This window comes from Curtobacterium sp. MCSS17_008 (assembly GCF_003234185.1).
Taxonomy (GTDB): domain Bacteria; phylum Actinomycetota; class Actinomycetes; order Actinomycetales; family Microbacteriaceae; genus Curtobacterium.
Window position 1 is genome coordinate 96,087 of record NZ_QKSM01000001.1, and the last position, 22,373, is coordinate 118,459.

The following is a 22,373-nucleotide window of genomic DNA, read 5'->3' on the forward strand; positions in this document are numbered from 1 at the left end:
CTCACCCGGTCCTCGCTGAGCAGCGTGCCCCGAGGGTGCTGGTTGACTGCACTGATGCACGCGGAAGAGCTCGCGGCCGGCGACTTCCCGCCGGCACTGACGGCGACCTGCGTCGCGCTGCTGGCACTCGCCGCCGCGTGCGCCGTGTTCGTCGTCGGTGACCTGGTCCGACGGCCGCAGCGGATGGCGGTCATGAACGCGGTGTGGCCGCTGACGATGCTGTTCGGCAGCGTCGTGTGGCTGGTGTTCTACCTCCGCGTCGGTCGGGCACCCCGCCGAGGCGCAGACACCTCCGGCCGGGACCACGGGCGGTGGGCGAGCGTCGCCACCGGGACGAGCCACTGCGGCGCCGGCTGCGCGGTCGGTGACCTCGTCGGTGAGTTCACGCTCGTCGCGGTCCCGACACTCGGAGCGGTCGTCGGCCTCGGCACGCTCTACCAGGAGCGGATGTTCGCCGCGTGGATCATCGATCTCGTGATCGCCTTCGCCGTCGGGATCCTCTTCCAGTACTTCTCGATCGCGCCGATGCGCGGGTTGAACCTCCGCGAGGGGCTCGTGGCTGCGCTCAAGGCGGACACGCTGTCGATCGCCGCGTGGCAGGTCGGCATGTACGGGCTGATGGCGATCGGTCAGTTCGCGGTGCTCCCCGCGCTGCTCGGCGGTCGTGCGTCGGTCCTCACCCCCGAGTTCTGGGTCCTCATGCAGCTCGCGATGGCTGCCGGGTTCGTCTGCTCGTACCCCGTCAACTGGTGGCTCGTCCGCCGCGGTGTCAAGGAAGCGATGTAGCGGACCCGTACTGGCGCGGTCGATCGTGTCGAGTAGGAGCGCCCAGACCGCCCAGCTGCGGGGCACGGTCAGCGTGCGGGCGGGACAGGCCGGTCCGCAAGCGGACCCTTCCGCCGACGGAGCGGGTCTGCGATCATCGTGCCGACGCGGAGGCGGGAGTCCGCGCGACCCGAAGGAGCAACCGTGTCCGTCTTCCTCAACCCCTACCTCGGCTTCCGCGACCAGGCGCGTGACGCGTTGGAGTTCTACCACGGGGTGCTCGGGGGTGAACTCACGACGATGACCTTCGCCGAGGGCGGCATGACCCACGACCCGGCGGACGCGGACAAGCTCATGCACGGGCAGGTCCGGACGCCGGGCGGGTTGCTGCTCATGGCGTCGGACTCGCCGGCGTCCATGCCGACACCGACCGAGAGCAACATCTCGGTCTCGCTCAGCGGCGATGACGAGGAGCTCCTGACGGGCTACTGGAACGGGCTCGCCGACGGGGCGACCGTGATCGAGCCGCTCACCAGGGCTCCGTGGGGTGACACGTTCGGGATGCTGACCGATCGGTTCGGCGTCACCTGGCTCGTGGACATCAGCGGCGCCCCCGCCTGAGCCGCGACGGACGGGAGGCGCGGTGCCAGCCGGCACCGCGCCTCCCGTCCGTCGTCACGCCGACCACGTGACGCGCGCTGTCAGGTCAGCGCTGTCCGTTGATCTGGCCCAGCCAGCGCCCGAACCCGGGCTCCTGCTGGTCGTCGTGCAGCGCGCGCAGGGTGGTGGTCGGGACGCAGCGACGCTCGGTGTCGGCGCCGTTCCCCTCGTGGAGGTCGAGGCTCATGGTGTGCTCCTTCGCAGGTGTGTGGATGCTCCGACACCGGGGCGCGGTCCGGCATTCCCGACGGGGACGCGGCGTGTCCGATCCGCGCTCCGGCACGGTGGTGGTCAGGGCGTGACCATGCCGCCGTTCACGTTGAGCGTCTCGCCGGCGACGTAGCTGGACTCCTGCGAGGCCAGGAAGACGTACGCGGGCGCGAGCTCCGCGGGTTGGGCGGCGCGACCCATGGGTGACTCGCTGCTGCCGAACTCCGGCAGCGACTCCGGATCGACACCGCCGCTCGGCTGCAGGACGGTCCAGGTGGGCCCGGGAGCGACCACGTTGACGCGGATGCCGCGCTCGACCAGGAGCTGCGAGAGCCCCTTCGACAGGTTGTTGATCGCACCCTTCGAGGCCGCGTAGTCGAGCCGGTCCGGGGCCGGCTGGTAGGCCTCCATCGACGCGGTGGTGGTGATCGTGGCCCCCGGCTCCAGGTGCGGTAGGGCTGCCTTCACGAGACGGAAGAGCCCGAACACGTTGACGTCGAACGTCGCCTCGAACTGGTCGTCGGTGATGTCGAGCAGGTCGGGCTGCCAGTGCTGCTTGCCGGCGACGCTGACGAGCGCGTCGATGCCGCCGAGATCGGCGACTGCACGCTCGACGAGCTGCCCGGCGTACGCCCTGTCGCGCAGGTCTCCGGGGACGGCGACGGCCTTCCGCCCGGCCGCCTCGATCTGCTCGATGACGTGGTCGGCGTCGGACTGCTCCTCGGGCAGGTAGGCGAGCACGACGTCGGCGCCCTCGCGGGCGAAGGCGATCGCGACCGCTGCACCGATGCCCGAGTCGGCACCGGTGACGACGGCTCTCCGGCCCTCGAGGCGCCCGGTGCCGCGGTAGGTCGACTCGCCGAGGTCCGGGACCGGGGTCATCCGCGACTGCAGGCCCGGCTCGTCCTGGGTCTGCGGTTCGGGGGAGACGTCCGGGTAGCGGCTGCGCGGGTCGCCGAAGGTGTACTGGTCGGCCGGAGCGGCGTCGTCCCGCACGCTCACTCCGCCGGCTCCAGCTCCACCTTGACCCAGCCGGGCTCGCGGCGGTCGAAGGCCTCGTACGCTTCGATCGCGGAGCCGATCGGCTCGTGCTCGGTGATGAGCGCCGTCGGGTCGAACTGGCCCGACGCGACGAGGTCGATGAGCGGAGGCGTCACCGAGTGGTGGTCGCAGTTGCCCATCCGGACCGTCAGGTTCTTGTTCATCGCCTGGCCGATCGGGTAGCGCTCGGCGGTCGGGCCGTAGACGCCGATGATGCCGATCCGTCCGTACTTCGCGACCGATGCGACCGCCCACTGCGCGACCTGCGAGGGGCCGTCGCCGGGCTTCCACTGCTGCTGCTCGCCGAACCCGTCGGGCGAGGCGTCCGGGGCGACCTGCTGCACCTCGGCGTCGAACGCGGCGGCTTCCTCGTCGGAGACGGCGGCCGGGCCCTGCTTCGGGCGCTCGGCGTCGACGCCGACGGCGTCGATGACGGCGTCCGCGCCGATGCCGTTCGTCAGGTCCATGATCGCCTCCACCGGGTCCTCGCGGTTGTAGTCCACGACCTCGCAGTGCTGTGCGAGTGCCGCGGCCAGCCGGGTCTCCTCGCCGTCGACGACGATGACCCGGGCGGCGCCGAGCTTGTAGGCGGACGCGGCGGCGAACTGACCGACGATGCCCGCACCGAACACGACCACGACGTCGCCGCGGGTGACCCCGGCGAGCTCGGCACCGAACCAGCCGGTGGGGAAGATGTCGGAGAGCAGGATCGCCTGTTCGTCGCTGACGTTGTCCGGCAGCGGGTGCATGGTGTTGCGGGCCCACGGGATCCGGACGTACTCGGCCTGCAGCCCGTTCACCGGGCCCGTCGACTCCGGGCCGCCGAAGAAGCTCGTGCCCGCCTGCGGACCGTTCGGGTTCGCGACGTCGCACTGGGCGGTCTTGCCCATGCGGCAGTAGCGGCACGCGCCGCACGACATCGTCGAGTTGATGACGACGCGGTCCCCGGGGCTGAAGCCACGGACGGCGTCGCCGACCTCGGTGACGACGCCGACGGCCTCGTGCCCGAGGATCGTGCCCTCCTGCATCGGTGCCATCGTGCCGCGCACGAAGTGCAGGTCGGTGCCGCAGATCGCACTGCGGGTGACCCGGACGATCGCGTCCTCCGGGTGCTGGATGGTGGGCTCCGGGACCTCGTCGAGACGGATGTCCCCGATGCCGTGCCAGACCACTGCGCGCATGTCGCTCTCGCTTCCTGTCGTGGGGTGTTCGGGGGACACTCAACCCGCCGGGCGCTGGACGCCCGTGCAGTGGCATCCACGGTGCGCGCCGGAACGGGGGACGTGCGGCCCTGCGGCGACGTCCAGGTCGCACGCGTTCGCTGGCGCGCATGAGTGACGACCAGCACGACGACAAGCAGACGCGCGACGACTTCGCGGACGCCGTCAACATGACCGCGTCCGAACTGGAGCGGTGGCTCGACACGGACGAGTCGAAGGCGGTCGGACAGAAGCCGGACGGCGGCGGCGAGTCCACCGGGCACGAGAGCGGGCGGCACATCGTGTCGATCCTGCGGAAGAAGCAGGGCGAGTACACCGCGGACGACTACGCACACATGCGGAAGGTCGTCGGTTACGTCGCACGGCACTCGAAGCAGGAGCCGAAGGGCGACTCGCACGACTCGAGGTGGCGGTACTCCCTCATGAACTGGGGCCACGACCCCGAGAAGTGACCGCAGCGGACAGCAGCGGAGTGACGTCGACCGCCGTCGGGCAGAATGGGAACGTGGACGACTCCGGCATGCCTCGATTCCGCCGCATCTGGTCGACGATCCAGGTGGGCGTGCTCGCCGCCGCGGTGGTGTTCTGCGTGGTGATGCTCGTCGTCGGACAGGGGGAGCTCGACCGCGTCTACGCGGTCGCCGCGGTCTTCTTCGGGGTGGCGCTGGTCGGCCACGCCACCTACCTGTGGCTGCTCGCCCGCGCGCGTCGCTGAGCGCCGTCGCCCGCGCACCTCGCTGCGTGGTCGCCCTGCGGACGGCGGGCTGCCACGATGCGGACGGGAGGCGCAGCGCGGCGCCGCCACGCGCCTCCCGTCCGCCGTCAGGCCTGCTGCCAGACGCGCACCCAGTCGACGAGCATCTGCTGCGGGAACCGCGTGGTCGCGTCCGGGGACCCTGGCCAGGTGCCGCCGACCGCGACGTTGAGCACCACGAAGAACGGCTTGTCGAAGACCCACGGTGACGAACCGATGTCGGCACGGGTGACGGTCCGCTGCGCGACGCCGTCGACGAACCAGGTGACGGATCCGGGTCGCCAGTCGACGCCGAAGACGTGGAAGTCGTCGGCGAAGGCGGCGCCGTTCGGCAGGGACGCCGCGGCGGACAGCCCCTGAGCGCCGGAGTAACCCGGCCCGTGCACCGTGCCGTGCACGATGCCCGGTTCGTGACCGACGTTCTCCATGACGTCGATCTCGCCGCACGCGGGCCAGCCCACCTGCCCGATGTCGGCGCCGAGCATCCAGAAGGCGGGCCACAGCCCCTGGCCGCGGGGGACCCGGATGCGCGCCTCGATGCGGCCGTACTGCGCGGTGAAGGTCCCCTCGGTCTTCAGCCGGGCGGACGTGTACGAGCCGTCGGCCTCACGTCGTGCGGTGATGACGAGGTTGCCGGCACCGTCCAGCGCGCTGTTCCGGCGGGAGTCCGTGTACGTCTGCAGCTCGGCGTTGCCCCACCCGCCGGCGCCCGTGTCGAAGCGCCAGATGCCGGGGTTCGGCGCGCTGCCCGCGGCGCCGTCGAACTCGTCGGCGGCGAGCAGCACGGCACCCGACGTGGCGGCGCTGGCCGCGGTGCTGTCCAGCGCGCTGCCGACCGCGACCGCGGCGGCGGCAGCACCGCCGACACCGAGCGTCAGGAACCGGCGGCGGTCGAGCGGGTGCTGGGCTTCGTGGTGGTGAGCCATGGTGGTCTTCCTGCGCGGGGGAGTCCCGACGACGGACGGGACAAGCGATCTTCACCCGTGCGGGGCGTCACCACCAGTCCACCGTTCGTGGGACAAGCAGCAGCCCCGGTGTCGCGGACCGGCCGGTCAGGGCCGATGTCAGGGCCGGGGTCAGGGCAGGTAGGCGACGCAGAGCACCGTGACGTCGTCGGGGTGCTCGTCGGTGTGCGCGAGCTCGGAGATCCCGTCGACGAGCTGCTGCGGGTCGGGGCGCTCGGCGACCCATGCCTCGAACCGGTCGAGTGAGTCGAGGTCGCCGCCGAACAGGTCGAGCACGCCGTCGCTGACCGCCACGACGACGTCACCGGGCTCGAGGACCGTGTCCTCCGCCGTCCAGCTCGTGCCGACCCCGATCGGGAGATGCCCGGACCGCAGGGGGCGGACGCTGCCGTCGGTGCTCCGCAGGACCGTCAAGCCGTGGCCGGCGTCCACCCAGCGGGCCCGACCGTCGCGGTCCACGCGCAGGTGGAAGCACGTGGTGAACTGTCCGCCCGTCAGGTCGGACTCACCCGTGGCCAGGCCGGTGGCAGCGCGGCGCACCGCGACGGCGGGGTCGGTCTCGTCGACCGCGCTTCGGATCAGGGAGCGCACGGCCGCGGCGATCATGCCCGCACCGACGCCCTTGCCCATCACGTCGCCGAGGGTGAACCCGGCGCCGTCGGGGGTGGCGAACCAGTCGTAGAAGTCCCCGCCGACGGTCCGGGCAGGGATGCAGACGCCCACCGCCCGGAGTTCCCGGGGGAGCCCGTTCGTGGTCACGGGCAGGAGTGACTGCTGCACGAGGGCGGCGCGGTCGATCTCGCTCTCGGCCACCCGACGGCGCCGCTGCACGTCGGCGAGCTGCAGGCCGGCCTGCCGCGCGAGCTCGTTGGTCACGGCGGCGGTCGCACCGAACACGAACACGACGATGAACAGTCGGACGAGCTCGCTCGGTCGCGGCTCAGTGGGTGCGATGAGGTACGAGAGCAACAGGGTGCCGGTCGTGCCGAGGATCGGCCAGACCACGTGTCGACGTCCGGGGTTCGCGGCGACCCAGACCACCGGGAGCACGACGATGGCGGTGAAGACCGAGGCCGCGTCACCGGTGCCGAAGCGGAGGAACCCGACCGCGAAGAAGTCGAGCGCCGGCACGAGGAGCTCGACGCGCATGGCACCGGGCCACCGGGCGGCGACCGCCGCGAAGGCCAGGCAGACCACGGCGATCGCGACGCCCGTCCACATCGCGGGTGCATCGCTGACGATCAGCCACGGCGAGAACGTGCTGGCCACGGCGGCCCCGACGATCAGGCCTACGATGATCGTCTGCTTCGCGAGCGGTGCCCACGAGGTGCGGAGCCCGGCGAGCACGATCGGTCCGGTGTCGTCTCGGACGCTGGTCGTCCACGTGTTCGCCGACGACGGGCGGTCGGCGGTGCTCGTCACGGTGTCGAGTCAACCCCGGAGCGGTCGCTCGGGCAACCCCACTCCGGGGGCCGGGCGTGTTGAGCAGCACTCAGCGGCGCAGCGAGTCCTTCCTCGACGCATGCGCGTCCCGCCGTTCCGGTCCGGGGTCAGGGTCCGAGGCGCAACGCCAGCGGGACGAGCAGGCCGGCCACCCAGACGAGCACCATCACGAGCGCTCCCGCGGCCAACCACCGACGACGACGGCGGAGCTTCGGGCTGCGGTCCTCGCCCCACATCTGCGCCCGGACGAGCGTCCGGTTCGCCTGCTCGACCATCCTCCGGACCTCGGGGTCCTCGAGCGGCAGCGACCCGGAGCGGGCGTGCTCGGCGATCGCCGTCGCTTCCTCGACGGTCAGGTCGTCCTTCGGCATGCGTCCATCGTCGCACCTCGGTCCCACGCACCGGAAGGGCGTGGGGCGCTCCGTCACGCCGACCGGGACCCGGCGAGGCGTCGGACCTCGGCGGTGAGGACGTCGACCGCCCACGAGGTGTCCGCGTCGACGGGCTGGTGCACGAGGTGGAGCGCCAGACCGTCGACCAGGGCGTGCAGGCGTGCGGTGTCGCCGTCGTCCCGGGTGGTGGCGGCACCGCGCGCGAGTCCGACGAGGGCGCCACACGCGTCCCGGAGCAGTGCGTGCGCCTCGTCGTGCGCCGCACGGACCCCGTCGTCGGTCAGGGCGAGCGAGCCGAGCGTGGTCCAGACCTCGGCCTCGGTCCGACGCTCGTGGTCGAGCGGGAGCAGTTCCTGCAGGCAGCGGACGGCGAAGTCCGCGGGGTCGTCGTCCGGTGTGCGAGCCGCGTCCAGGGCGTCGAGCCGGCGCTGCACGTGCTCGAAGACCCGTCGGAGGCACGCCACCCGCAGCGCGTCCTGCGTCGGGTAGGCGCGTCGCAGCGAGGCCGTCGCGATCCCGGCCTCCTCCGCCACGTTCCGGACGGAGAACGCCGCGAGACCGTCACGGGTGAGGACGCGCCAGGCGGCCTCGCCGATCTCGCGGTCACGTTCGTCGTGGTCGATGAGCCGGGGCACCGCCTCAGCGTACACAGTCGTACTACCATAGCCGTTGTGAACACACTCGTACCCAAACGGAGGTTCCCGTGCTGATCGTCGTCATCGTCGCCTGCGAGGTGGGGTTCTGGGTCGCCGTGGCCGGGGGCCTGGCACTCCGGTACCTCGCCGGGCAGCGACGCGCCGGGGCCGTCGTGCTCGCGCTCGCACCCGTCATCGACGCGGTCCTGCTCGCCGTCACGGCCCTCGACCTCGCCCGAGGCGGTCGAGCCGACTGGATGCACGGCCTCGCCGCCCTCTACATCGGCGTCTCGCTCGCGTACGGGCGACGGATGGTCGCCTGGGCCGACGCCCGCTTCGCGCACTGGCGGCAGGGCCGGCCGCTCCCGCCCCGGCCGACCGGGTGGGCCCACACCCGGGCCTGCTGGGCGGACGTGGTGCGGACCCTCCTCGCCGTCGTGATCGCCGGAGCCGTCGTCGGCGTGTTCCTGCTGGCGTTCGGCACGGGGACGCGCACTGCGGCGCTGGTCGGGTGGTTCCCGGTGCTCGGCGTCCTGCTCGGGATCGAGTTGCTCTGGGCGATCAGCTACACGGTGTGGCCACGCCGGGCGCGCTGAGGGGGACATGGGCCTGGACGGGGCCGCAGCGGCACCCGGGTACGAACACAGGCATGACCAAACGGTTCCGCGGGAAGATCGTCGTCGTCACCGGAGCATCGAGCGGCATCGGGAGGGCAGCGGCGCACGAGTTCGCCCGTCAGGGAGCCACCCTCGTGCTCGCCGCACGCGGGCACGGGTCGCTCGAGGCGGCGGCGGCCGAGTGCCGGGAGCTCGGCGCCGAGGCCGTCGCGATCCCGACCGACGTTGCCGACGAGCACGCGGTCAAGGACCTCGTCGCCACCACGACCACGCGCTTCGGCCGCATCGACGTCTTCGTCGGCAACGCGGCCCTGTTCGTCTACGGACTCTTCGAGCAGACCCCCACGAAGGCGTTCAAGCGCGTGGTCGACACCAACCTGTACGGGCACGTGAACGCCGTCACCGCGCTGCTGCCGCACTGGGAGCAACGCGGGAAGGGCACCTACGTGCTCGTCGGGTCGATCCAGTCGCTGCTGTCGGCGCCGTACCAGTCGGCCTACGTGACGAGCAAGCACGCCGCGCTCGGCCTGGTCGACGTGCTCGGCGACGAGTACGCCGGCACCGGCATCCACTTCACCGCCCTGCTGCCGTCGACGATCGACACGCCGATCTACCAGAACGGCGCCAACTACACCGGCAAGACCTCGCACCCGCTGCCGCCCACGGTCTCGGTCGAACGCGCCGGCAGGGCCGTCGTGCGGGCGGCCCTGCACCCGAAGCGCTACCGGTTCGTGGGGCGCGTCCAGGCGTCGCTCGTGCCCCTGCAGTACGTGTTCCCGGGGCTGTTCCACAAGATCACGAAGCCGATGGTCGAGACCTTCGCGCTGCGCGGCACGGGCGCCCCGAGCGACGGCAACCTGTACGAGCCCGCCGACGCCCACAACGCCACCGACGGCGGCTGGGTCGCGAAGCGTCGCCGGGTCACGCGCCCGCTCGTGTGGGCGGGCATCGTCGCGGTCGTCGGCACGGTCGTGCTCGGCCGCCCGCGTCGCTGACGCACCCACCTGACGGACGGGAGGCGCGGTGCTGGTCGGCGCCGCGCCTCCCGTCCGTCGTCCTGTCACCGGGGCGGGACAATGGGGGGCCATGCCACGTCCCACCTCGCGCGTCCCGCTGAACACTCTCGCCGTCCCGTTCGGCCTCGCCGGCTTCGCCGAGGCCTGGACCGTCGCCGCCCCTGTCCTGCGCCTGCCCCAAGCCGTACCGCAGGCTCTCTGGGCCGTGGCCGCACTGGCCTGGCTGTGGCTCGTCGGCGCACACGTGGTCCGCGGGGTCCGCGTGCGGGAGCGGCTCGTCGACCAGCTCCGGCACCCCGCGCAGGGCCCCCTCGCCGCACTCGTCCCCGCCAGCGCGATGCTGCTCGGCGTCGACCTCGCTCGGTACGCGCCCCTCGCCGGAGAGGTCGTCGTGCTCGCGGCCGTGGCGGTCGCGGCCGGCTTCGCCGGGTGGCTCCTCAGCACGTGGTTCGAGGGACGGCTCGCGCTCGAGTCGGTGCACGGCGGGTACCTCCTGCCGACGGTCGCCGCCGCACTCGTCGCCGCGGTCTCGACGCACGAGGTCGGAGCGGGGTGGCTGTCCTGGGCGTGCTTCGGCGTCGGGGTGTTCTTCTGGGGCGTGATGACCGGGCTCCTGCTCATCCGGCTCGCGTTCCGGCCCGCGTTGCCCGGACCGCTCGTGCCGACCATGACGATCCTGGTCGCGCCCCCGGCCGTGGCCACCGTCGCGTTGTTCGCCCTCACCGATGACGCGGTCACCCTGCCCGTGCAGGCGGTCGCCGGGCTCGGCGGACTCATGGTGTTCGTGCAGGTCGCCCTGCTCCCGCGGTACGTCCGGCTGCGGTTCTCGCTCGGGTTCTGGTCGTTCGTGTTCCCGGCCGCAGCGGCCGCCACCGCCACGGTCGAGTGGGTCCGGGTGCTCGACCTGCCGGGGGCACGGATCACGGTCGCCGCGGTGACGGCCCTGCTCAGCGTCCTCGTCGCCGTCGTCGGAGCCCGGTCGATCGGCCTCGCCGTGCACCATCTCCTCGGTCAGGCCGAGCAGGTCCTGCACGTCGCCGACGACCAGGACGCGACCCCGGGCCCGGTGACCGGCGCGACCCGGGTCGTCTGACCCGCCCCGGGCCACCGCAGCCGTCGCAGACGTGTGCGGCCCTCCCGGACCCTGGACCCCGGCGAGCCGAGAACGCCGGAGCGGTTGACGGCGTTGTCGGCGAACGCGTACTGTCGGGTTGACGCGGTTGACAGGAGGCGCACGATGGGACCGACGATCCACGCTCGGCACGGCGAGCCGGCGACGACGCCGAGCCCGGACGAGGAAGCACTCCTCGACGCCCTCCGTCGGCGGATCCTCGACGGCCGCGCCGCGGGCGCCCTCGACGCGGGTGCGGACGTCGAGCTCCTGGCCGACCGGATGGTCGCCGCGTTGCCCTCGGTGAAGCACGAGGCCGACGCGCTGATCGGCCCCTTCTACGACACCCCGACGCTCGCCGCCTGGCGGGGGGTGACGCGGCAGGCGCTCAGCAAGGCGACCGCGAAACGCGACCTCATCGGCCTGAAGATCGGTGACGGCAGCCTGGTGTTCCCGTCGTTCCAGTTCGGGGTCTCCGGCAGCCCGCTCCCACACCTGCGGCAGGTCCTCGCGCTCGTCGACCCGGACCGGATCGACCCCTGGGGTGCGGCGCTCTGGCTGAACACCGAGGCCGAGGAGTTCGGCGGCACCACGGCGGCCCAGGCGCTCCGCGACGGGCGCGAGGAACAGGTGCTCGCGGCGGCCCGGCGCGCGGCGACCGCGTGGGCGGCGGACGCGTGACGCCGAGCCGGAACGACGTCGCACAGCAGCGCCCGCGCGAGGACCTCGACCTGACCGACTTCCCCGCCGAGGAGTCGCGTGGAACGACCTTCTACCGCGCCAAGCGGCACGACCGCGGCGCTTGGTGGTTCGCGAGCACGGCGCCCGACGCGGACGGGGTGGACGGTGGGCGCTTCGACCTCGCGGTCCCCCGTGGCACCTGCTACTGGGCCGACGCGGTCGAGGTGGCCGTGCGGGAACGCCTGGCGCACCACGTGCTGACCACGAACACGGTGTTCGCCGCACGCGCCCGCGAGATGGTCGTCGTCGCGGCACGGGCGTCCCGCGGCCGCCGGTTCGCCGACGTCACGCACCCGGCAGCGGTGCGGTGGGGGATCGGTGCCGAGCTCCAGACCATGGGGGACTACCGTGTGCCGCAGGCGTGGGCGCGAGCGTTCGACGCGGCCGGGTTTGCCGGGGTCCGCTACAGCACCCGCTTCACGAGCGGCTCGGCCGCGAACGCCTGGGCGGTCTTCGGGACGGCGGGCGTCCCGCGACGGCCCCGTCCCGAGCGGGTGCACCGCGACGGTGTCACCGCGTGCCGCGAGGCCGGCATCCGCGTGCTCGAGGACGGTTCGGAGGCCGGTCCCGAGCGTTTCACGTTCGCGAGCCCGCCCACCGACTGACGCCGGTGTCGGTGGTCGTCCATACCGTGACGGCGTGGTCGAACCGGTCGATGCGTGGTGGCGGCGGCGACAGTGGTCGCGCGGTTCGGCCGTGCCCTACGCCGTCGGCGAGTTCCGGTCGGCCTGGGCGTCGTACCCGGTGCTGATCCGGCAGTACCACCCGGAGTGGAACCACGGCGTCGTGCTCACCCAGGTCCCGCCGGCGGCCGAGGTCCTGTTGACGTGGGAGTGCGACGTGGGGCACGTGTTCGTCGCGACCCCGGCGGAGCAGCGCTCGCGCCCGGGCCGCGAGCGGCGCCGGTCCGTCTGGTGCCCGGAGTGCCAGCTGCAGGCGACGCCGCGGCGGTGGCCGGTGCTGCCCGGGGACTGGCCTGCGGCGGTCCCGCCGCCGCAGCGGGTCGAACGGGTGCGCGGGCGGCAGACGCTCCCGGCCGCGCCCGCCCGTGCCGTCGCCCCGGTGACGGTCGGAACGGTGCCCACCGGTGCGGTCGCGTCGTCCCGTGCGGGGTCGGGTCGGCCGCGGACCGGACGCGTCCGACAGCCGGTTGCGCGGTCGATCTGCCCGAAGACCCCACGGCTGCCGTCGGGGGAGTCGTTCACGAGTGCGTGCGCACCGGCGACGGCGTCGGCGGTCGAGGCCGACCTGCGCCAGGCGCTGCGGGAGCGGTTCGCGTTCACGTTCGACCACACCGCGATCCGGCTCGATCGTCCGTTCTTCGACCACGTCGAGGCCTGGCCGGACGTCGTCCTCCCCGAGCTCCGTGTCGCGATCGAGTACGACAGCACCGGACGACACGGGCTGGAGCACGTCGGTCCCCGGCAGGAGACCGACCGCCGTAAGGACCGCGCGGTGCGCGCGGTCGGGTGGGAGGTCGTCCGGATCCGGACCGGTCGCCTGCCGGCGCTCGGGCCGTACGACCTCGAGGTGGCGAGCCTGTCCGGGCGGGCGATCGGGCGGCTCGTCGACACCCTGCGGGACCTGCGTGGCGCGCTGTTCGTCGACGCCTACGGGCGATGAGCATCCGGGGTACAGGAGTGGGGTACACGACCCTGGGTCCCGCGCGATCCGGACGGTAGGAACGAAGGATGACAGCGACCGCGTTCTGCCTCCACGCGCTCGGCTCGAGCTCGGAGGAGTTCGCGCTGCTCCGTTCGGAACTCGCCGGTGACCTCGACCTGGTCGGCATCGACCTGCCGGGCTTCGGTCGGAGCCCCGCGTCCGGCGGCACGACCGTCGAGGAGATGGTCGTGCTCGTCGAGCGCGCGATCGGCGCGAGCGGCGCCACCGAGTGGGCGCTCGTCGGGCACTCCATGGGGGGCAAGGTGGCCACCGTCGTCGCCGACCGGACGATCTCCGGCGCGAACGGCCTGTTCGGACTCCGCGCGGTCGTCCTCCTCGCCGCTTCGCCCCTCGCTCCCGAGCCGATGGACGAAGCGCGCCGCGGGTCGATGCTCTCCTGGGCGGCGGACGGGCCCGTCGAGCCGGACCACGCTGCGGAGTTCGTCGACGCGAACACCGCCGACGTGCTGCCGCCCGACCGTCACGAGCAGGCCGTGCAGGACGTGCGGCGCACCGACCCCCGCGCGTGGCGTGACTGGCTGCTCCGCGGCAGCCGCGAGGACTGGTCCACCACGGCCGAGCCGAACCCCGTCCCCGCGCTGGTGCTCGCCGGTGCCGAGGACGGCGACCTCGCCGCGGACGCGCAGCGACGCCTCACCCTGCCGCACTGGCCGGCGGGCGAACTGCACGAGGTCGTGGGCGCCGCGCACCTGCTGCCGTGGGAGCGCCCGGTCGAGGTCGCCGCGCTCGTCCGCGACTTCTGGGCCCGTCGCATCGCGCACGCACCCGTCGTGCCCGCCGACAACGTCCGCGTCATCGCCTCGCCGCGCGTGAGCGCGAGGACCCGCGGGGTGCTCGCGGTCCGCTCGCTGCCCGACGACCCCGCGGCCACCCCGGACGCCCTGACCCAGCGCCAACTCGAGACCCTGCGGGCGGTCGCCCGGATCGTCGTGCCCCAGCCCGGGGAGCACGAGGTCGACCTCGCCCTGCGGGTCGACGCGCAGCTCGCGGCCGGTCAGGGCGACGGGTGGCGCGCCGACGGCATGCCGACCGACCTCGAGGCGTACCGCGGTGCCCTCGACGTGCTCGGCCGGGTGGCCGACGCCGACCTGCCCGCAGTGCTCGAGGACGTCGCCGCGGGCCGGTACCGGGCGGACGGTCGGCTCGACGCCGACCAGCTCCGTGCCTGGTCCGAGGACGCGAGCGTGGACCTGGTGAAGCACTGGCTCGCGCACCCCGCGACCATGTCCGAGATCGACTACGACGGCTTCGCCAACGGCGGCGACGGCGTCCGGAAGCAGGGCTTCCAGCTGCTCGGTGCCGGGCAACGGGAAGCGTGGGAACCCGAGGGAGCAGGACGATGAGACTCGACGGACAGCGGCGGTACCAGGACGACGAGGTCGTCGACGTGGTCGTGGTCGGGACGGGTGCCGGCGGCGCCCCGCTCCTCGCCCGCCTCGCCCGCGCGGGCCTCAGCGCGGTGGCCTTCGAAGCCGGGCGGAACACCGGACCCGGCGACCACCTGCCCGACGAGGTCGAGGCCCCGACCGACATCAACTGGATGGACGAGCGGATCAGCGGCGGTTCGGCTCCGACCGCGTTCGGCCCGAACAACAGCGGCACCGGCGTCGGCGGTTCGACGCTGCACTGGGGGGCGTTCACGCCGCGACCGAGCGTCCACGACCTGCGCCTGCGCACCGAGAGCGGCCGGGGCGAGGACTGGCCGGTCGACCACGCCGAACTGACGGCGTACATCGAGCGCGTCGAGCACGAGGTCGGCGTCGCCGGTCCCGAGCACTACCCGTGGGACCCGGACCGCCGGTACCGGATGGCGCCGCCCGCGCGGAACGCCTCCTCGGACATGATGATGCGCGGCACCGCTGCCCTCGGCATCACCGCCACCGACGCACCCGTCGCACTGACCACCGAGGACCGGGTGCAGGAGCACCACGGTCTCCGCCAGGCCTGCGTCTCGTGCGGCTCGTGCCACCAGGGCTGCCGCAACGGTTCGAAGGTGTCCATGGACACCACGTACCTGCCGGCAGCGGTCGCCTTCGGCGCGGAGATCCGCCCGGAGTCCTTCGTGCACGGCATCGAGCTCGACGCGGCCGGCGCGGTCTGTGCGGTCCTCTACACCCGCGACGGTCGCGAGCGCCGACAGCGGTGCCGATCGCTCGTCCTCGCCGCGGGCGGGGTGGAGACGCCGCGCCTGCTGCTGCACACCGGCCTCGCGAACAGCAGCGGGCAGGTTGGCCGGAACTTCACCGCGCACGGCGCGACCCAGGTGTGGGCGACGTTCGACGAGTCGATGCGCTCGTACCGCGGGTACCCGTCCTCGATCATCACCGAGGACTTCGTGCGTCCGGCCGACGCCGACTTCGCGGGCGGCTACCTCGTCCAGAGCCTCGGGGTGCAGCCGCTGACCTTCGCCACCTCGCTCGTGCGCGGCGGGGGACTGCGCGGCGCGGAGCTCGTCCGGGCGATGCGCGACTACCCGCGGACGGCCGGTGTGGGCATCAACGCCGAGTGCCTGCCGTACGACGACAACCGCCTCGTGCTGTCCGACGAGCTCGACGAGCACGGGGTTCCGCGGGCCCGTGTCACGTTCTCCACCGGCGCCAACGAGGACGCGATCCGTGCCCACGCCGTCCGCACGATGACCGCGATCGTCGAGGCTGCCGGCGGCACCGACGTGCGCGTGCTCGAGCGCACCGCGCACACCATCGGCACCGCGCGGATGGGCTCGGACGCCGGCTCGTCGGTCGTCGACCCCGCCGGCCGGTCGTGGGACGTCCCGAACCTCTGGGTCTGCGACAACTCGGTGTTCCCGAGCGCCGTCATCGCCAACCCGGCACTCACGATCATGGCGTTGTCGCTCCGGACGGCCGACCGGTTCCTCCGCGACGACCCGGCTGCCGACCGACTGCCCCAGGTGGCGGCCTCCGCGTGACGCCGGGCGCCGCGGACTCAGCCGCGCAGTGCCAGTGCCTCGCTCGTCCAACGGGCGTGCAGCGCCCAGGGATCGTCGACGCCGGCGGCGACGGCCGCGACGTGGTCGAGCAGCGCCGGGGTCGTCCGGAACCACTCCGTACCCGGGTAGCGGTCCGCGGCGAAGGTGGTGTGCCGCCGTCGCTCGAGTCGCCGGTCGCCGCGTTCGAACGCCAGGAGCTCCTGGTGGGGCACCGCGGCGAGCCGCTGGCGCGGGTTCGCGGTCGTGCCGATCTTCACCCGGTCACCGAAGTCGTCGCGCTGCCGCAGGTAGTACACGACGTCGACGCGCGGTGGCGGCAGGTCACCGTCCGGCACGTCGCCCCAGGGCCATTCGCAGGTCCCGCAGAGCGTCGCGCGGGGCCACCGGACACCCGTCCTCGATCCGCACACGGGGCAGGGGCCGGGCAGCGCGTCCTCGACGCCGGTGTGCTCCGCCGCCGTGTCGGCGACGAGGGCGACGTGTCCGGGACAGATGGGCAGCACCGCCGCGAAGGCGGCGGCGGAGGCGACACCGCAGCCCGGGATGCAACAGGCCGGGACGGCGGGAGGGGAGACCACGCGGCGGACGCTACCGGGCACCACCGACGCGCGACGCGCCTGGCGGACCGGCGCCCGGTGGTCACTCCGCGAAGATGACGCCGACCGGTTCGCGCTTCTCCTCCTGGAAGCGGTCCTCCGCCCGGCCGAGCGCCCAGTAGGCGGAGAGTGACAGGTCCGCCTTCTCGAGCCCCCACCCGTCCTGCAGGACCCGCCGGATCGCCTGCATCGCCGTCCGCTCGCCGTGCGCGAAGACCTGCACCGGCCGGGAGACACGGGGCAGTGCACGCGCCGCCTCGACCAGGAGCGTGCCCGGCTCGGCGCCGGCGGCGTCGCGGTGCAGCCACCGCAGGTCGACACCGGCCGGGTGCGCGAGCCGCTGCTCGTCCGCGGCGCCGGCGACCTCCACGAGCGCGAAGCCCGTCGCGTCGGCGGGCATCGCCCCCAGGGCCGCGCCGATCGCGGGCAGGGCGCTGTCGTCGCCGAGGAGGACGTGCGTGACGGCCGGGTCCGTCGAGGGGGAGTACCCGCCGCCGGGACCGGACAGGGCGAGCAGGTCACCCGGTCGTGCCGCGGAGGCCCACGGCCCCGCGAGGCCCTCGTCGCCGTGCACCACGAAGTCGATCGCGATCGTTCCGGCAGCGTGGTCGACGGACCGTACGGTGTACGTGCGCCGCGCCGGGCGCAGGTGCTTCGGCAGGGTCTCGCGCAGCGCCTCGAGGTCGTAGGGCGGGGTGAGGCCGCTCGACGGCGGCGCGAGCAGGAGCTTGACGTACTTGTCGGTGGCGGCGAGCCGCTCGGGGTCGGCGCCGTCGACGAAGTCCCGGAAGGCGGGGCCGCCCAGGTGCACGCGCACCATGTGCGGGCTGAGGCGCTCCGTCCGGTCGACGACGAAGACGTGCTGGGTGCGCTTGGGGTTCGGGCTCATGGTGGGACTTCCTGCTGTTCCGGTACTTGACCTTGCAGCCACTGAGGTTAGCCTTACCTCATGAGTCCGACCGTGACGCCGTTCTCCGAGCTGCTGCGCCGACGGTCCCGCACGGACGTGGGTGCCGGCACCGTCGCGTGGACGGGCGGTGCGCACGACCTGCTGGCAGGCGAGTGCGACGTCGCCGACTACGCCGACCTGCTCGGACAGTACGCGGTCGTGTACGACGCGCTCGAACGCGCCGCCGAGCGGATGGCGGACCACCCCGTCGCCGCGCCGTTCGTCACCGCGCAGCTGACGCGGATGCCGGCGATCCGCGCCGACCTCGAGTACCTGGTCGGGCCGGACTGGTCCGAGCTCTGCTGTCCGACCGCGGCGACCACGGCCTACGTCCGTCGGCTCAACGAGGTCGCGGCGACCTCACCGGGCGGCTTCGTCGCGCACCACTACACGCGGTACCTCGGCGACCTGTCCGGCGGCCCCACGCTCGCCCGGCTGCTCGAGGAACGCTTCGGTTTCGACACCAACGGCGTGCTGTTCACGATCTTCGACCAGGTCGCCGACCCCGCTGCGTTCGAGGACACCTACCGGGCACAGCTGGACGCCGCGCCGTGGTCCGCCGCCGAGCGCGAGGCGGTGCTCGCCGAGGTCGACCTCGCCGCAGGCCTGGACCGGGCGCTCGTGGCGTCGCTGCGCGGCCCGGCGCCCGTCGGCACGACCGCCGCCGGACGCACCGTGCACCCCGTGCCCGCCTGAGCAGGGCACCGACCCGGCGGGGGCGACGTGCGACGCGAGCGCAGGGGTGCTCCCGCGCCGCGTCGTGGCCCCGGTGACCACGGACGAGGCGGTCGGTCCGTCCGGACGGTCGTCGTCACGTGCGTGCGTGCGCCGGTACAGTGCTGGGGACCCGGGACGCGGTCCCGGCGCAACGTGAGAGGAACCCATGACGGCGATCGACGGATCGACGCGCCACGGGCGCGCACGGGACGACGTCAGCGGTGCGGTCGACAGTGACCTGCGCGCGGACGTCCGGTACCTCGGCAACCTGCTCGGGCGGGTGCTGCGGGAGACCGGCGGCGACGACCTGCTCCACGACGTCGAGAGCCTGCGTGCCGCGGTCATCGACGCGTACGAGGGCTCCGACGCCGAGGGCGCCGCCCGGGCCGAGGCCGTCGTGGCAGGCATGTCCGCCGAGCGGGCCGAGGCCGTGGCGCAGGCGTTCACGACCTACTTCCACCTGACGAACCTGGCCGAGGAGCACCACCGCGTGCGGGTCCTCCGCGCCCGTGGTGACGACGGTGGACTGGCCGGCGACTCGTTCCCGGCGACCTACGCCTCGCTCGTCGAGCAGGTCGGTGCCGACGAAGCAGCGTCGCGCCTCGCCGACCTGCGGTTCCACCCGGTGCTCACCGCCCACCCGACCGAGGCCCGCCGACGCGCGGTCACCACGGCGGTGCGGCGGATCACCGACCTCATCGACGAGCGCGACCGTGCCCGCAACGCCACCGCCCGGGCCGAGAACGAGCGTCGCCTGCTCGAGGAGATCACCACGCTCCTCCGCACATCGCCGCTGCGGACCACCCGCCCGACCCCGCTCGACGAGGTCCGCACCGCGATGAGCGTGTTCGACCAGACGCTGTTCGAGATCGTGCCGCAGGTCTACCGCCTGCTCGACGACCGGCTCCTCGGCGACGACGCGGGTCGCGTGCCCGTGACCGCGCCCGCGTTCGTGCGCTTCGGCACCTGGATCGGCGGTGACCGCGACGGCAACCCGCACGTCACCGCGGCGGTCACGCGGCAGGCGGCCGACATCGCGGCGGAGCACATCCTGCTCGGACTCGCGCGTGCCGCGACCCGCATCGGCTCGGCGCTGACGCTCGACGCCGCCGAGACCCCGGCCGACCCCGGCCTGCAGGCGCTCGTCGCCGCGCAGGAGTCCCTCGACCCGAGCATCGCCGAGCGCATCGGGGTCCGTGCCCCGAACGAGACCCACCGGCGCGCGCTGCTCTTCGTCGCGGCAAGGATCCGGGCCACGCGTCGCGGGCAGGACGGCCTGGCCTACGGCGGTCCCGAGGAACTCCTCGCCGACCTCCGCGTCATCCAGTCGTCGCTCGTCGCCGCCGGGGCGGTCCGCACGGCTAACGGAGAGCTCCAGAACCTCGTGTGGCAGGTCGAGACCTTCGGGTTCCACCTCGCCGAGCTCGAGGTGCGCCAGCACTCCCAGGTGCACCGCAACGCCCTGGCCGAGATCCGCGCGGGTGGCGCGCTCAGCGAGACCACGGAGGAGGTCCTCGCCGTCTTCCGGACCGTCGCCGACCTGCAGCAGCGGTACGGCGTGCGCGCCGCGCACCGCTACATCGTCTCCTTCACGCAGTCCGCCGCGGACCTGGCGAACGTGCACGAGCTCGCCGTCGCCGCCTGCGGTGACGCCGCCCCGGTGCTCGACGTCATCCCGCTGTTCGAGACCTTCGCGGACCTGCACGCGAGCGTCGACATCCTCGACGAGGCCGTGCGCACCGAGCCGTTCCAGCGTCGGCTCGCGGCGACCGGGCGCAGGCTCGAGGTCATGCTCGGGTACTCCGACTCGTCGAAGGACGTCGGTCCGGTGTCGGCGAACCTCGCGCTGTACGACGCCCAGGCCCGGATCGCCGACTGGGCGCGGGACAACGACGTCGAACTGACGCTGTTCCACGGCCGCGGCGGTTCGCTCGGCCGCGGCGGCGGACCGGCGAACGAGGCCGTCCTCGCGCAGCCGCCGGGCTCGATCGACGGCCGGCTCAAGCTCACCGAGCAGGGTGAGGTCATCTTCGCCCAGTACGGCGACCAGGACATCGCCGCGCGCCACCTCGAGCAGATGGCGTCGGCCACGCTGTTCGCGTCGTCGCCGTCGAACGAGGAACGGACGGCCGCGGCCGCCACGCGCTTCGCCGACCTGGCCCAGCAGCTCGACGACGTCTCCCGGCAGGCGTTCTACGACCTGGTGAAGGCGGACGGGTTCGCGCCGTGGTTCGCCCGGGTCACCCCGATGGAGGAGATCGGCCTCCTGCCGCTCGGCTCCCGCCCCGCCCGGCGCGGTCTGAGTGTCGAGTCGCTCGAGGACCTCCGCGCGATCCCCTGGGTGTTCTCGTGGACGCAGGCGCGCATCAACCTGGCCGGCTGGTACGGCCTCGGCTCCGCGCTCGAGGCGATCGGCGACGTCGACGTGCTCCGTGCCGCGTACGCCGAGTGGCCGCTGTTCGGCGCGATGATCAAGAACGTCGAGATGTCGCTCGCCAAGACCGACGAGCAGATCGCCCGCCGGTACCTCGAGCTGGCCGACCGCGACGACCTCGCGGCGAAGGTGCTCGACGAGATGCTCCGGACGCGCGACTGGGTGCTCCGCGTCTCCGGCGGGAGCGACGTGCTCGAGGACCGTCCCGTGCTCGCCCGTGCCGTCCGTCTGCGCAGCCCGTACGTCGACGCGCTCTCGCACCTGCAGCTCCGCGCCCTCCGCGCCATCCGCACGTCCGGCAGCACGGATCCGACGGACGGCGACCACCGGCTGCTCCTGCTCACCGTCAACGGGATCGCGGCAGGCCTGCAGAACACGGGGTGACGGACCGGTCGACCCGTCGGACGGGAGGCGCGGTGCCGGCGGGCGCCGCGCCTCCCGTCCGTCCTGCCGTCCTCCCGCACACGCGGGCGGGGCGACGGACCCGGCACGCACCTCCCCGGCGTCGAGGGCGGCACGGCGCAGCGACCGAGGACGGTCACGCGGTGGTTCGTGGCGGCCGCGGTCGTCGTGCCGGTGGTCGCGGAAGCGGCGAGGCCGTACCGCTCGACGGCCTGCACCAGGTAGGTTGCAGGGTGCACCCGTTCCGAACCGAGGAGACACCTGCATGGACATCGTCGTACACGAGGCAACGGACGACACCGCCGTCCTCGAGTGCAGTGGACGCCTGAACATGGTCAGCGCGGGCGCGTTCCGCGAGACCGTGGCCAAGGTCGTCGAGGGTGGCCGCGCCCGGCTGGTCGTCGAACTGTCGGGCGTCGAGTTCATGGACTCGTCCGGGCTCGGTGCGCTCGTCGGCTGCCTCAAGACCGCGCGACAGGCGGGGGGAGACCTCCGGATCGCCGCACCGTCGGAGCAGGTGCAGATGGTGCTGAAGCTCTCGAACATCGACAAGATCCTGCGGACGTACCCGGACGGGGACGCCGCAGTGACGACCTGGGGATGACCGTGGCCATGGGCGACCACGTCCTCGACCTCGCCTGCCCGCCCGACGACGTCACGGCGGTGCACACGTTCCTGTCCTCGGTGTGGGACAACGAGCCCGAGCTGTCCCTCGAGGACCGGATGGCGCTCGAGCTCGCGCTGGTGGAACTCGCCTCGAACGTCATCGAGCACGGGGCAGACGGTCGCCGGGTGACCTGCTCGCTCCGGGTCGGCGTCGGCCCGGACGAGGTGCTCGTCTCCCTGACCGACGACGGCGTCCCGGTGCTCGTCGACCCATCGGCGGCACACCTGCCCGATGCCCTCGCCGAGGGAGGTCGCGGGCTCGCCCTCGTACAGATGGTCGTGGACGACCTGCGCTACGACCGCGTCGACGACCGGAACCGCTGGGTGGTCCGCCGCGGGCGGCACTGAGCGGTCGCCGGGCCGGCGGCCCTCGTCAGGGGGTGACGCGTCGGCCGATCTGCGC

Annotated in this window: 25 protein-coding genes; 16 read left to right on the forward strand and 9 right to left on the reverse strand. The window is 73.3% G+C overall.

Features of this window, described 5'->3' with window-relative positions; all coding sequences use genetic code 11:
- Positions 1-54: 54 nt before the first annotated feature.
- Positions 55-786: a DUF4396 domain-containing protein gene (locus DEJ23_RS00430; protein ID WP_111238316.1), complete on the forward strand. Its 732-nt coding sequence runs from the start codon at positions 55-57 to the stop codon at positions 784-786.
- A gap of 183 nt (positions 787-969) precedes the next feature.
- On the forward strand, positions 970-1,386 hold the full coding sequence (locus DEJ23_RS00435) for a VOC family protein (RefSeq protein ID WP_111238317.1): 417 nt from the start codon (positions 970-972) through the stop codon (positions 1,384-1,386).
- Between the two features lie 85 nt (positions 1,387-1,471).
- Here DEJ23_RS00435 and DEJ23_RS15565 read toward each other — a convergent pair whose 3' ends face one another.
- The 3 genes from DEJ23_RS15565 to DEJ23_RS00445 form a co-directional block, all read right to left on the reverse strand.
- Positions 1,472-1,612, reverse strand: coding sequence for a hypothetical protein (locus DEJ23_RS15565; protein WP_181429051.1), 141 nt, complete (start codon positions 1,610-1,612; stop codon positions 1,472-1,474).
- Positions 1,613-1,716: 104 nt separating this feature from the next.
- Entirely contained in the window at positions 1,717-2,631 is a 915-nt protein-coding gene (locus DEJ23_RS00440; RefSeq protein WP_258375177.1) for an SDR family oxidoreductase, read from the reverse strand.
- Positions 2,632-2,633: 2 nt separating this feature from the next.
- Positions 2,634-3,857, reverse strand: a complete 1,224-nt coding sequence (locus DEJ23_RS00445) for a zinc-dependent alcohol dehydrogenase (RefSeq protein ID WP_111238318.1) — start codon at positions 3,855-3,857, stop codon at positions 2,634-2,636.
- A 149-nt stretch (positions 3,858-4,006) separates the two neighbouring features.
- Between DEJ23_RS00445 and DEJ23_RS00450 the strand changes: the two genes are divergently transcribed.
- Both DEJ23_RS00450 and DEJ23_RS00455 read left to right on the forward strand, forming a co-directional pair.
- Complete coding sequence (locus DEJ23_RS00450) at positions 4,007-4,348, forward strand: DUF3140 domain-containing protein (RefSeq protein ID WP_111238319.1); 342 nt, start codon at positions 4,007-4,009, stop codon at positions 4,346-4,348.
- A 68-nt stretch (positions 4,349-4,416) separates the two neighbouring features.
- Positions 4,417-4,611 (forward strand): hypothetical protein, encoded by a 195-nt coding sequence (locus DEJ23_RS00455; protein WP_146240157.1) that lies wholly within the window; start codon positions 4,417-4,419, stop codon positions 4,609-4,611.
- A 107-nt stretch (positions 4,612-4,718) separates the two neighbouring features.
- Here the strand turns inward: DEJ23_RS00455 and DEJ23_RS00460 are convergent, their stop codons facing one another.
- The 4 genes from DEJ23_RS00460 to DEJ23_RS00475 form a co-directional block, all read right to left on the reverse strand.
- Positions 4,719-5,576 (reverse strand): family 16 glycosylhydrolase, encoded by an 858-nt coding sequence (locus tag DEJ23_RS00460; protein ID WP_111238321.1) that lies wholly within the window; start codon positions 5,574-5,576, stop codon positions 4,719-4,721.
- Between the two features lie 150 nt (positions 5,577-5,726).
- Positions 5,727-7,037, reverse strand: coding sequence for a PP2C family protein-serine/threonine phosphatase (locus tag DEJ23_RS00465; RefSeq protein ID WP_111238322.1), 1,311 nt, complete (start codon positions 7,035-7,037; stop codon positions 5,727-5,729).
- 128 nt (positions 7,038-7,165) lie between these two features.
- The gene (locus tag DEJ23_RS00470) at positions 7,166-7,429 is read right to left on the reverse strand and encodes a hypothetical protein (protein WP_111238323.1); all 264 of its coding nucleotides are present in this window, start codon (positions 7,427-7,429) and stop codon (positions 7,166-7,168) included.
- Positions 7,430-7,482: 53 nt separating this feature from the next.
- Positions 7,483-8,085, reverse strand: a complete 603-nt coding sequence (locus tag DEJ23_RS00475; protein WP_111238698.1) for a TetR/AcrR family transcriptional regulator — start codon at positions 8,083-8,085, stop codon at positions 7,483-7,485.
- A gap of 68 nt (positions 8,086-8,153) precedes the next feature.
- Between DEJ23_RS00475 and DEJ23_RS00480 the strand changes: the two genes are divergently transcribed.
- The 8 genes from DEJ23_RS00480 to DEJ23_RS00515 all read left to right on the forward strand — a co-directional run bounded on the left by DEJ23_RS00480 (position 8,154) and on the right by DEJ23_RS00515 (position 16,185).
- The gene (locus tag DEJ23_RS00480) at positions 8,154-8,681 is read left to right on the forward strand and encodes a hypothetical protein (protein WP_111238324.1); all 528 of its coding nucleotides are present in this window, start codon (positions 8,154-8,156) and stop codon (positions 8,679-8,681) included.
- A 53-nt stretch (positions 8,682-8,734) separates the two neighbouring features.
- Positions 8,735-9,697 carry an SDR family NAD(P)-dependent oxidoreductase gene (locus DEJ23_RS00485; RefSeq protein WP_111238325.1) on the forward strand — a complete coding sequence of 321 codons (963 nt, stop codon included), beginning with the start codon at positions 8,735-8,737 and terminating at the stop codon, positions 9,695-9,697.
- Between the two features lie 91 nt (positions 9,698-9,788).
- Positions 9,789-10,811 (forward strand): transporter, encoded by a 1,023-nt coding sequence (locus DEJ23_RS00490; RefSeq protein WP_111238326.1) that lies wholly within the window; start codon positions 9,789-9,791, stop codon positions 10,809-10,811.
- Positions 10,812-10,955: 144 nt separating this feature from the next.
- On the forward strand, positions 10,956-11,510 hold the full coding sequence (locus DEJ23_RS00495) for a hypothetical protein (RefSeq protein ID WP_111238327.1): 555 nt from the start codon (positions 10,956-10,958) through the stop codon (positions 11,508-11,510).
- Positions 11,507-12,175, forward strand: a complete 669-nt coding sequence (locus DEJ23_RS00500; RefSeq protein ID WP_181429052.1) for an RES family NAD+ phosphorylase — start codon at positions 11,507-11,509, stop codon at positions 12,173-12,175. Before DEJ23_RS00495 ends, DEJ23_RS00500 begins: the two co-directional genes overlap by 4 nt.
- 34 nt (positions 12,176-12,209) lie before the next feature.
- The gene (locus DEJ23_RS00505; RefSeq protein ID WP_111238328.1) at positions 12,210-13,193 is read left to right on the forward strand and encodes a hypothetical protein; all 984 of its coding nucleotides are present in this window, start codon (positions 12,210-12,212) and stop codon (positions 13,191-13,193) included.
- 68 nt (positions 13,194-13,261) lie between these two features.
- Positions 13,262-14,599, forward strand: coding sequence for an alpha/beta fold hydrolase (locus DEJ23_RS00510; RefSeq protein WP_111238329.1), 1,338 nt, complete (start codon positions 13,262-13,264; stop codon positions 14,597-14,599).
- Entirely contained in the window at positions 14,596-16,185 is a 1,590-nt protein-coding gene (locus DEJ23_RS00515) for a GMC family oxidoreductase (RefSeq protein WP_111238330.1), read from the forward strand. The genes DEJ23_RS00510 and DEJ23_RS00515 overlap by 4 nt, the downstream gene beginning before the upstream one ends.
- 17 nt (positions 16,186-16,202) lie before the next feature.
- On the opposite strand, the gene DEJ23_RS00520 is transcribed toward DEJ23_RS00515, so the two are convergent.
- Together DEJ23_RS00520 and DEJ23_RS00525 are read right to left on the reverse strand one after the other, a co-directional pair.
- Complete coding sequence (locus DEJ23_RS00520; RefSeq protein ID WP_375342250.1) at positions 16,203-16,784, reverse strand: GIY-YIG nuclease family protein; 582 nt, start codon at positions 16,782-16,784, stop codon at positions 16,203-16,205.
- A 61-nt stretch (positions 16,785-16,845) separates the two neighbouring features.
- A complete protein-coding gene (locus DEJ23_RS00525) occupies positions 16,846-17,691 on the reverse strand; it encodes a siderophore-interacting protein (RefSeq protein WP_111238331.1) in 846 nt (281 codons plus the stop codon).
- A 60-nt stretch (positions 17,692-17,751) separates the two neighbouring features.
- Between DEJ23_RS00525 and DEJ23_RS00530 the strand changes: the two genes are divergently transcribed.
- From DEJ23_RS00530 to DEJ23_RS00545, 4 genes are all read left to right on the forward strand, one after another.
- Positions 17,752-18,447 carry a heme oxygenase (biliverdin-producing) gene (locus tag DEJ23_RS00530; protein WP_111238332.1) on the forward strand — a complete coding sequence of 232 codons (696 nt, stop codon included), beginning with the start codon at positions 17,752-17,754 and terminating at the stop codon, positions 18,445-18,447.
- Positions 18,448-18,634: 187 nt separating this feature from the next.
- The gene (locus DEJ23_RS00535) at positions 18,635-21,286 is read left to right on the forward strand and encodes a phosphoenolpyruvate carboxylase (RefSeq protein WP_111238333.1); all 2,652 of its coding nucleotides are present in this window, start codon (positions 18,635-18,637) and stop codon (positions 21,284-21,286) included.
- Between the two features lie 283 nt (positions 21,287-21,569).
- Positions 21,570-21,908, forward strand: a complete 339-nt coding sequence (locus tag DEJ23_RS00540) for an STAS domain-containing protein (protein WP_111238334.1) — start codon at positions 21,570-21,572, stop codon at positions 21,906-21,908.
- The gene (locus DEJ23_RS00545) at positions 21,905-22,318 is read left to right on the forward strand and encodes an ATP-binding protein (RefSeq protein ID WP_111238335.1); all 414 of its coding nucleotides are present in this window, start codon (positions 21,905-21,907) and stop codon (positions 22,316-22,318) included. Before DEJ23_RS00540 ends, DEJ23_RS00545 begins: the two co-directional genes overlap by 4 nt.
- The last annotated feature ends 55 nt before the right edge of the window (positions 22,319-22,373 follow it).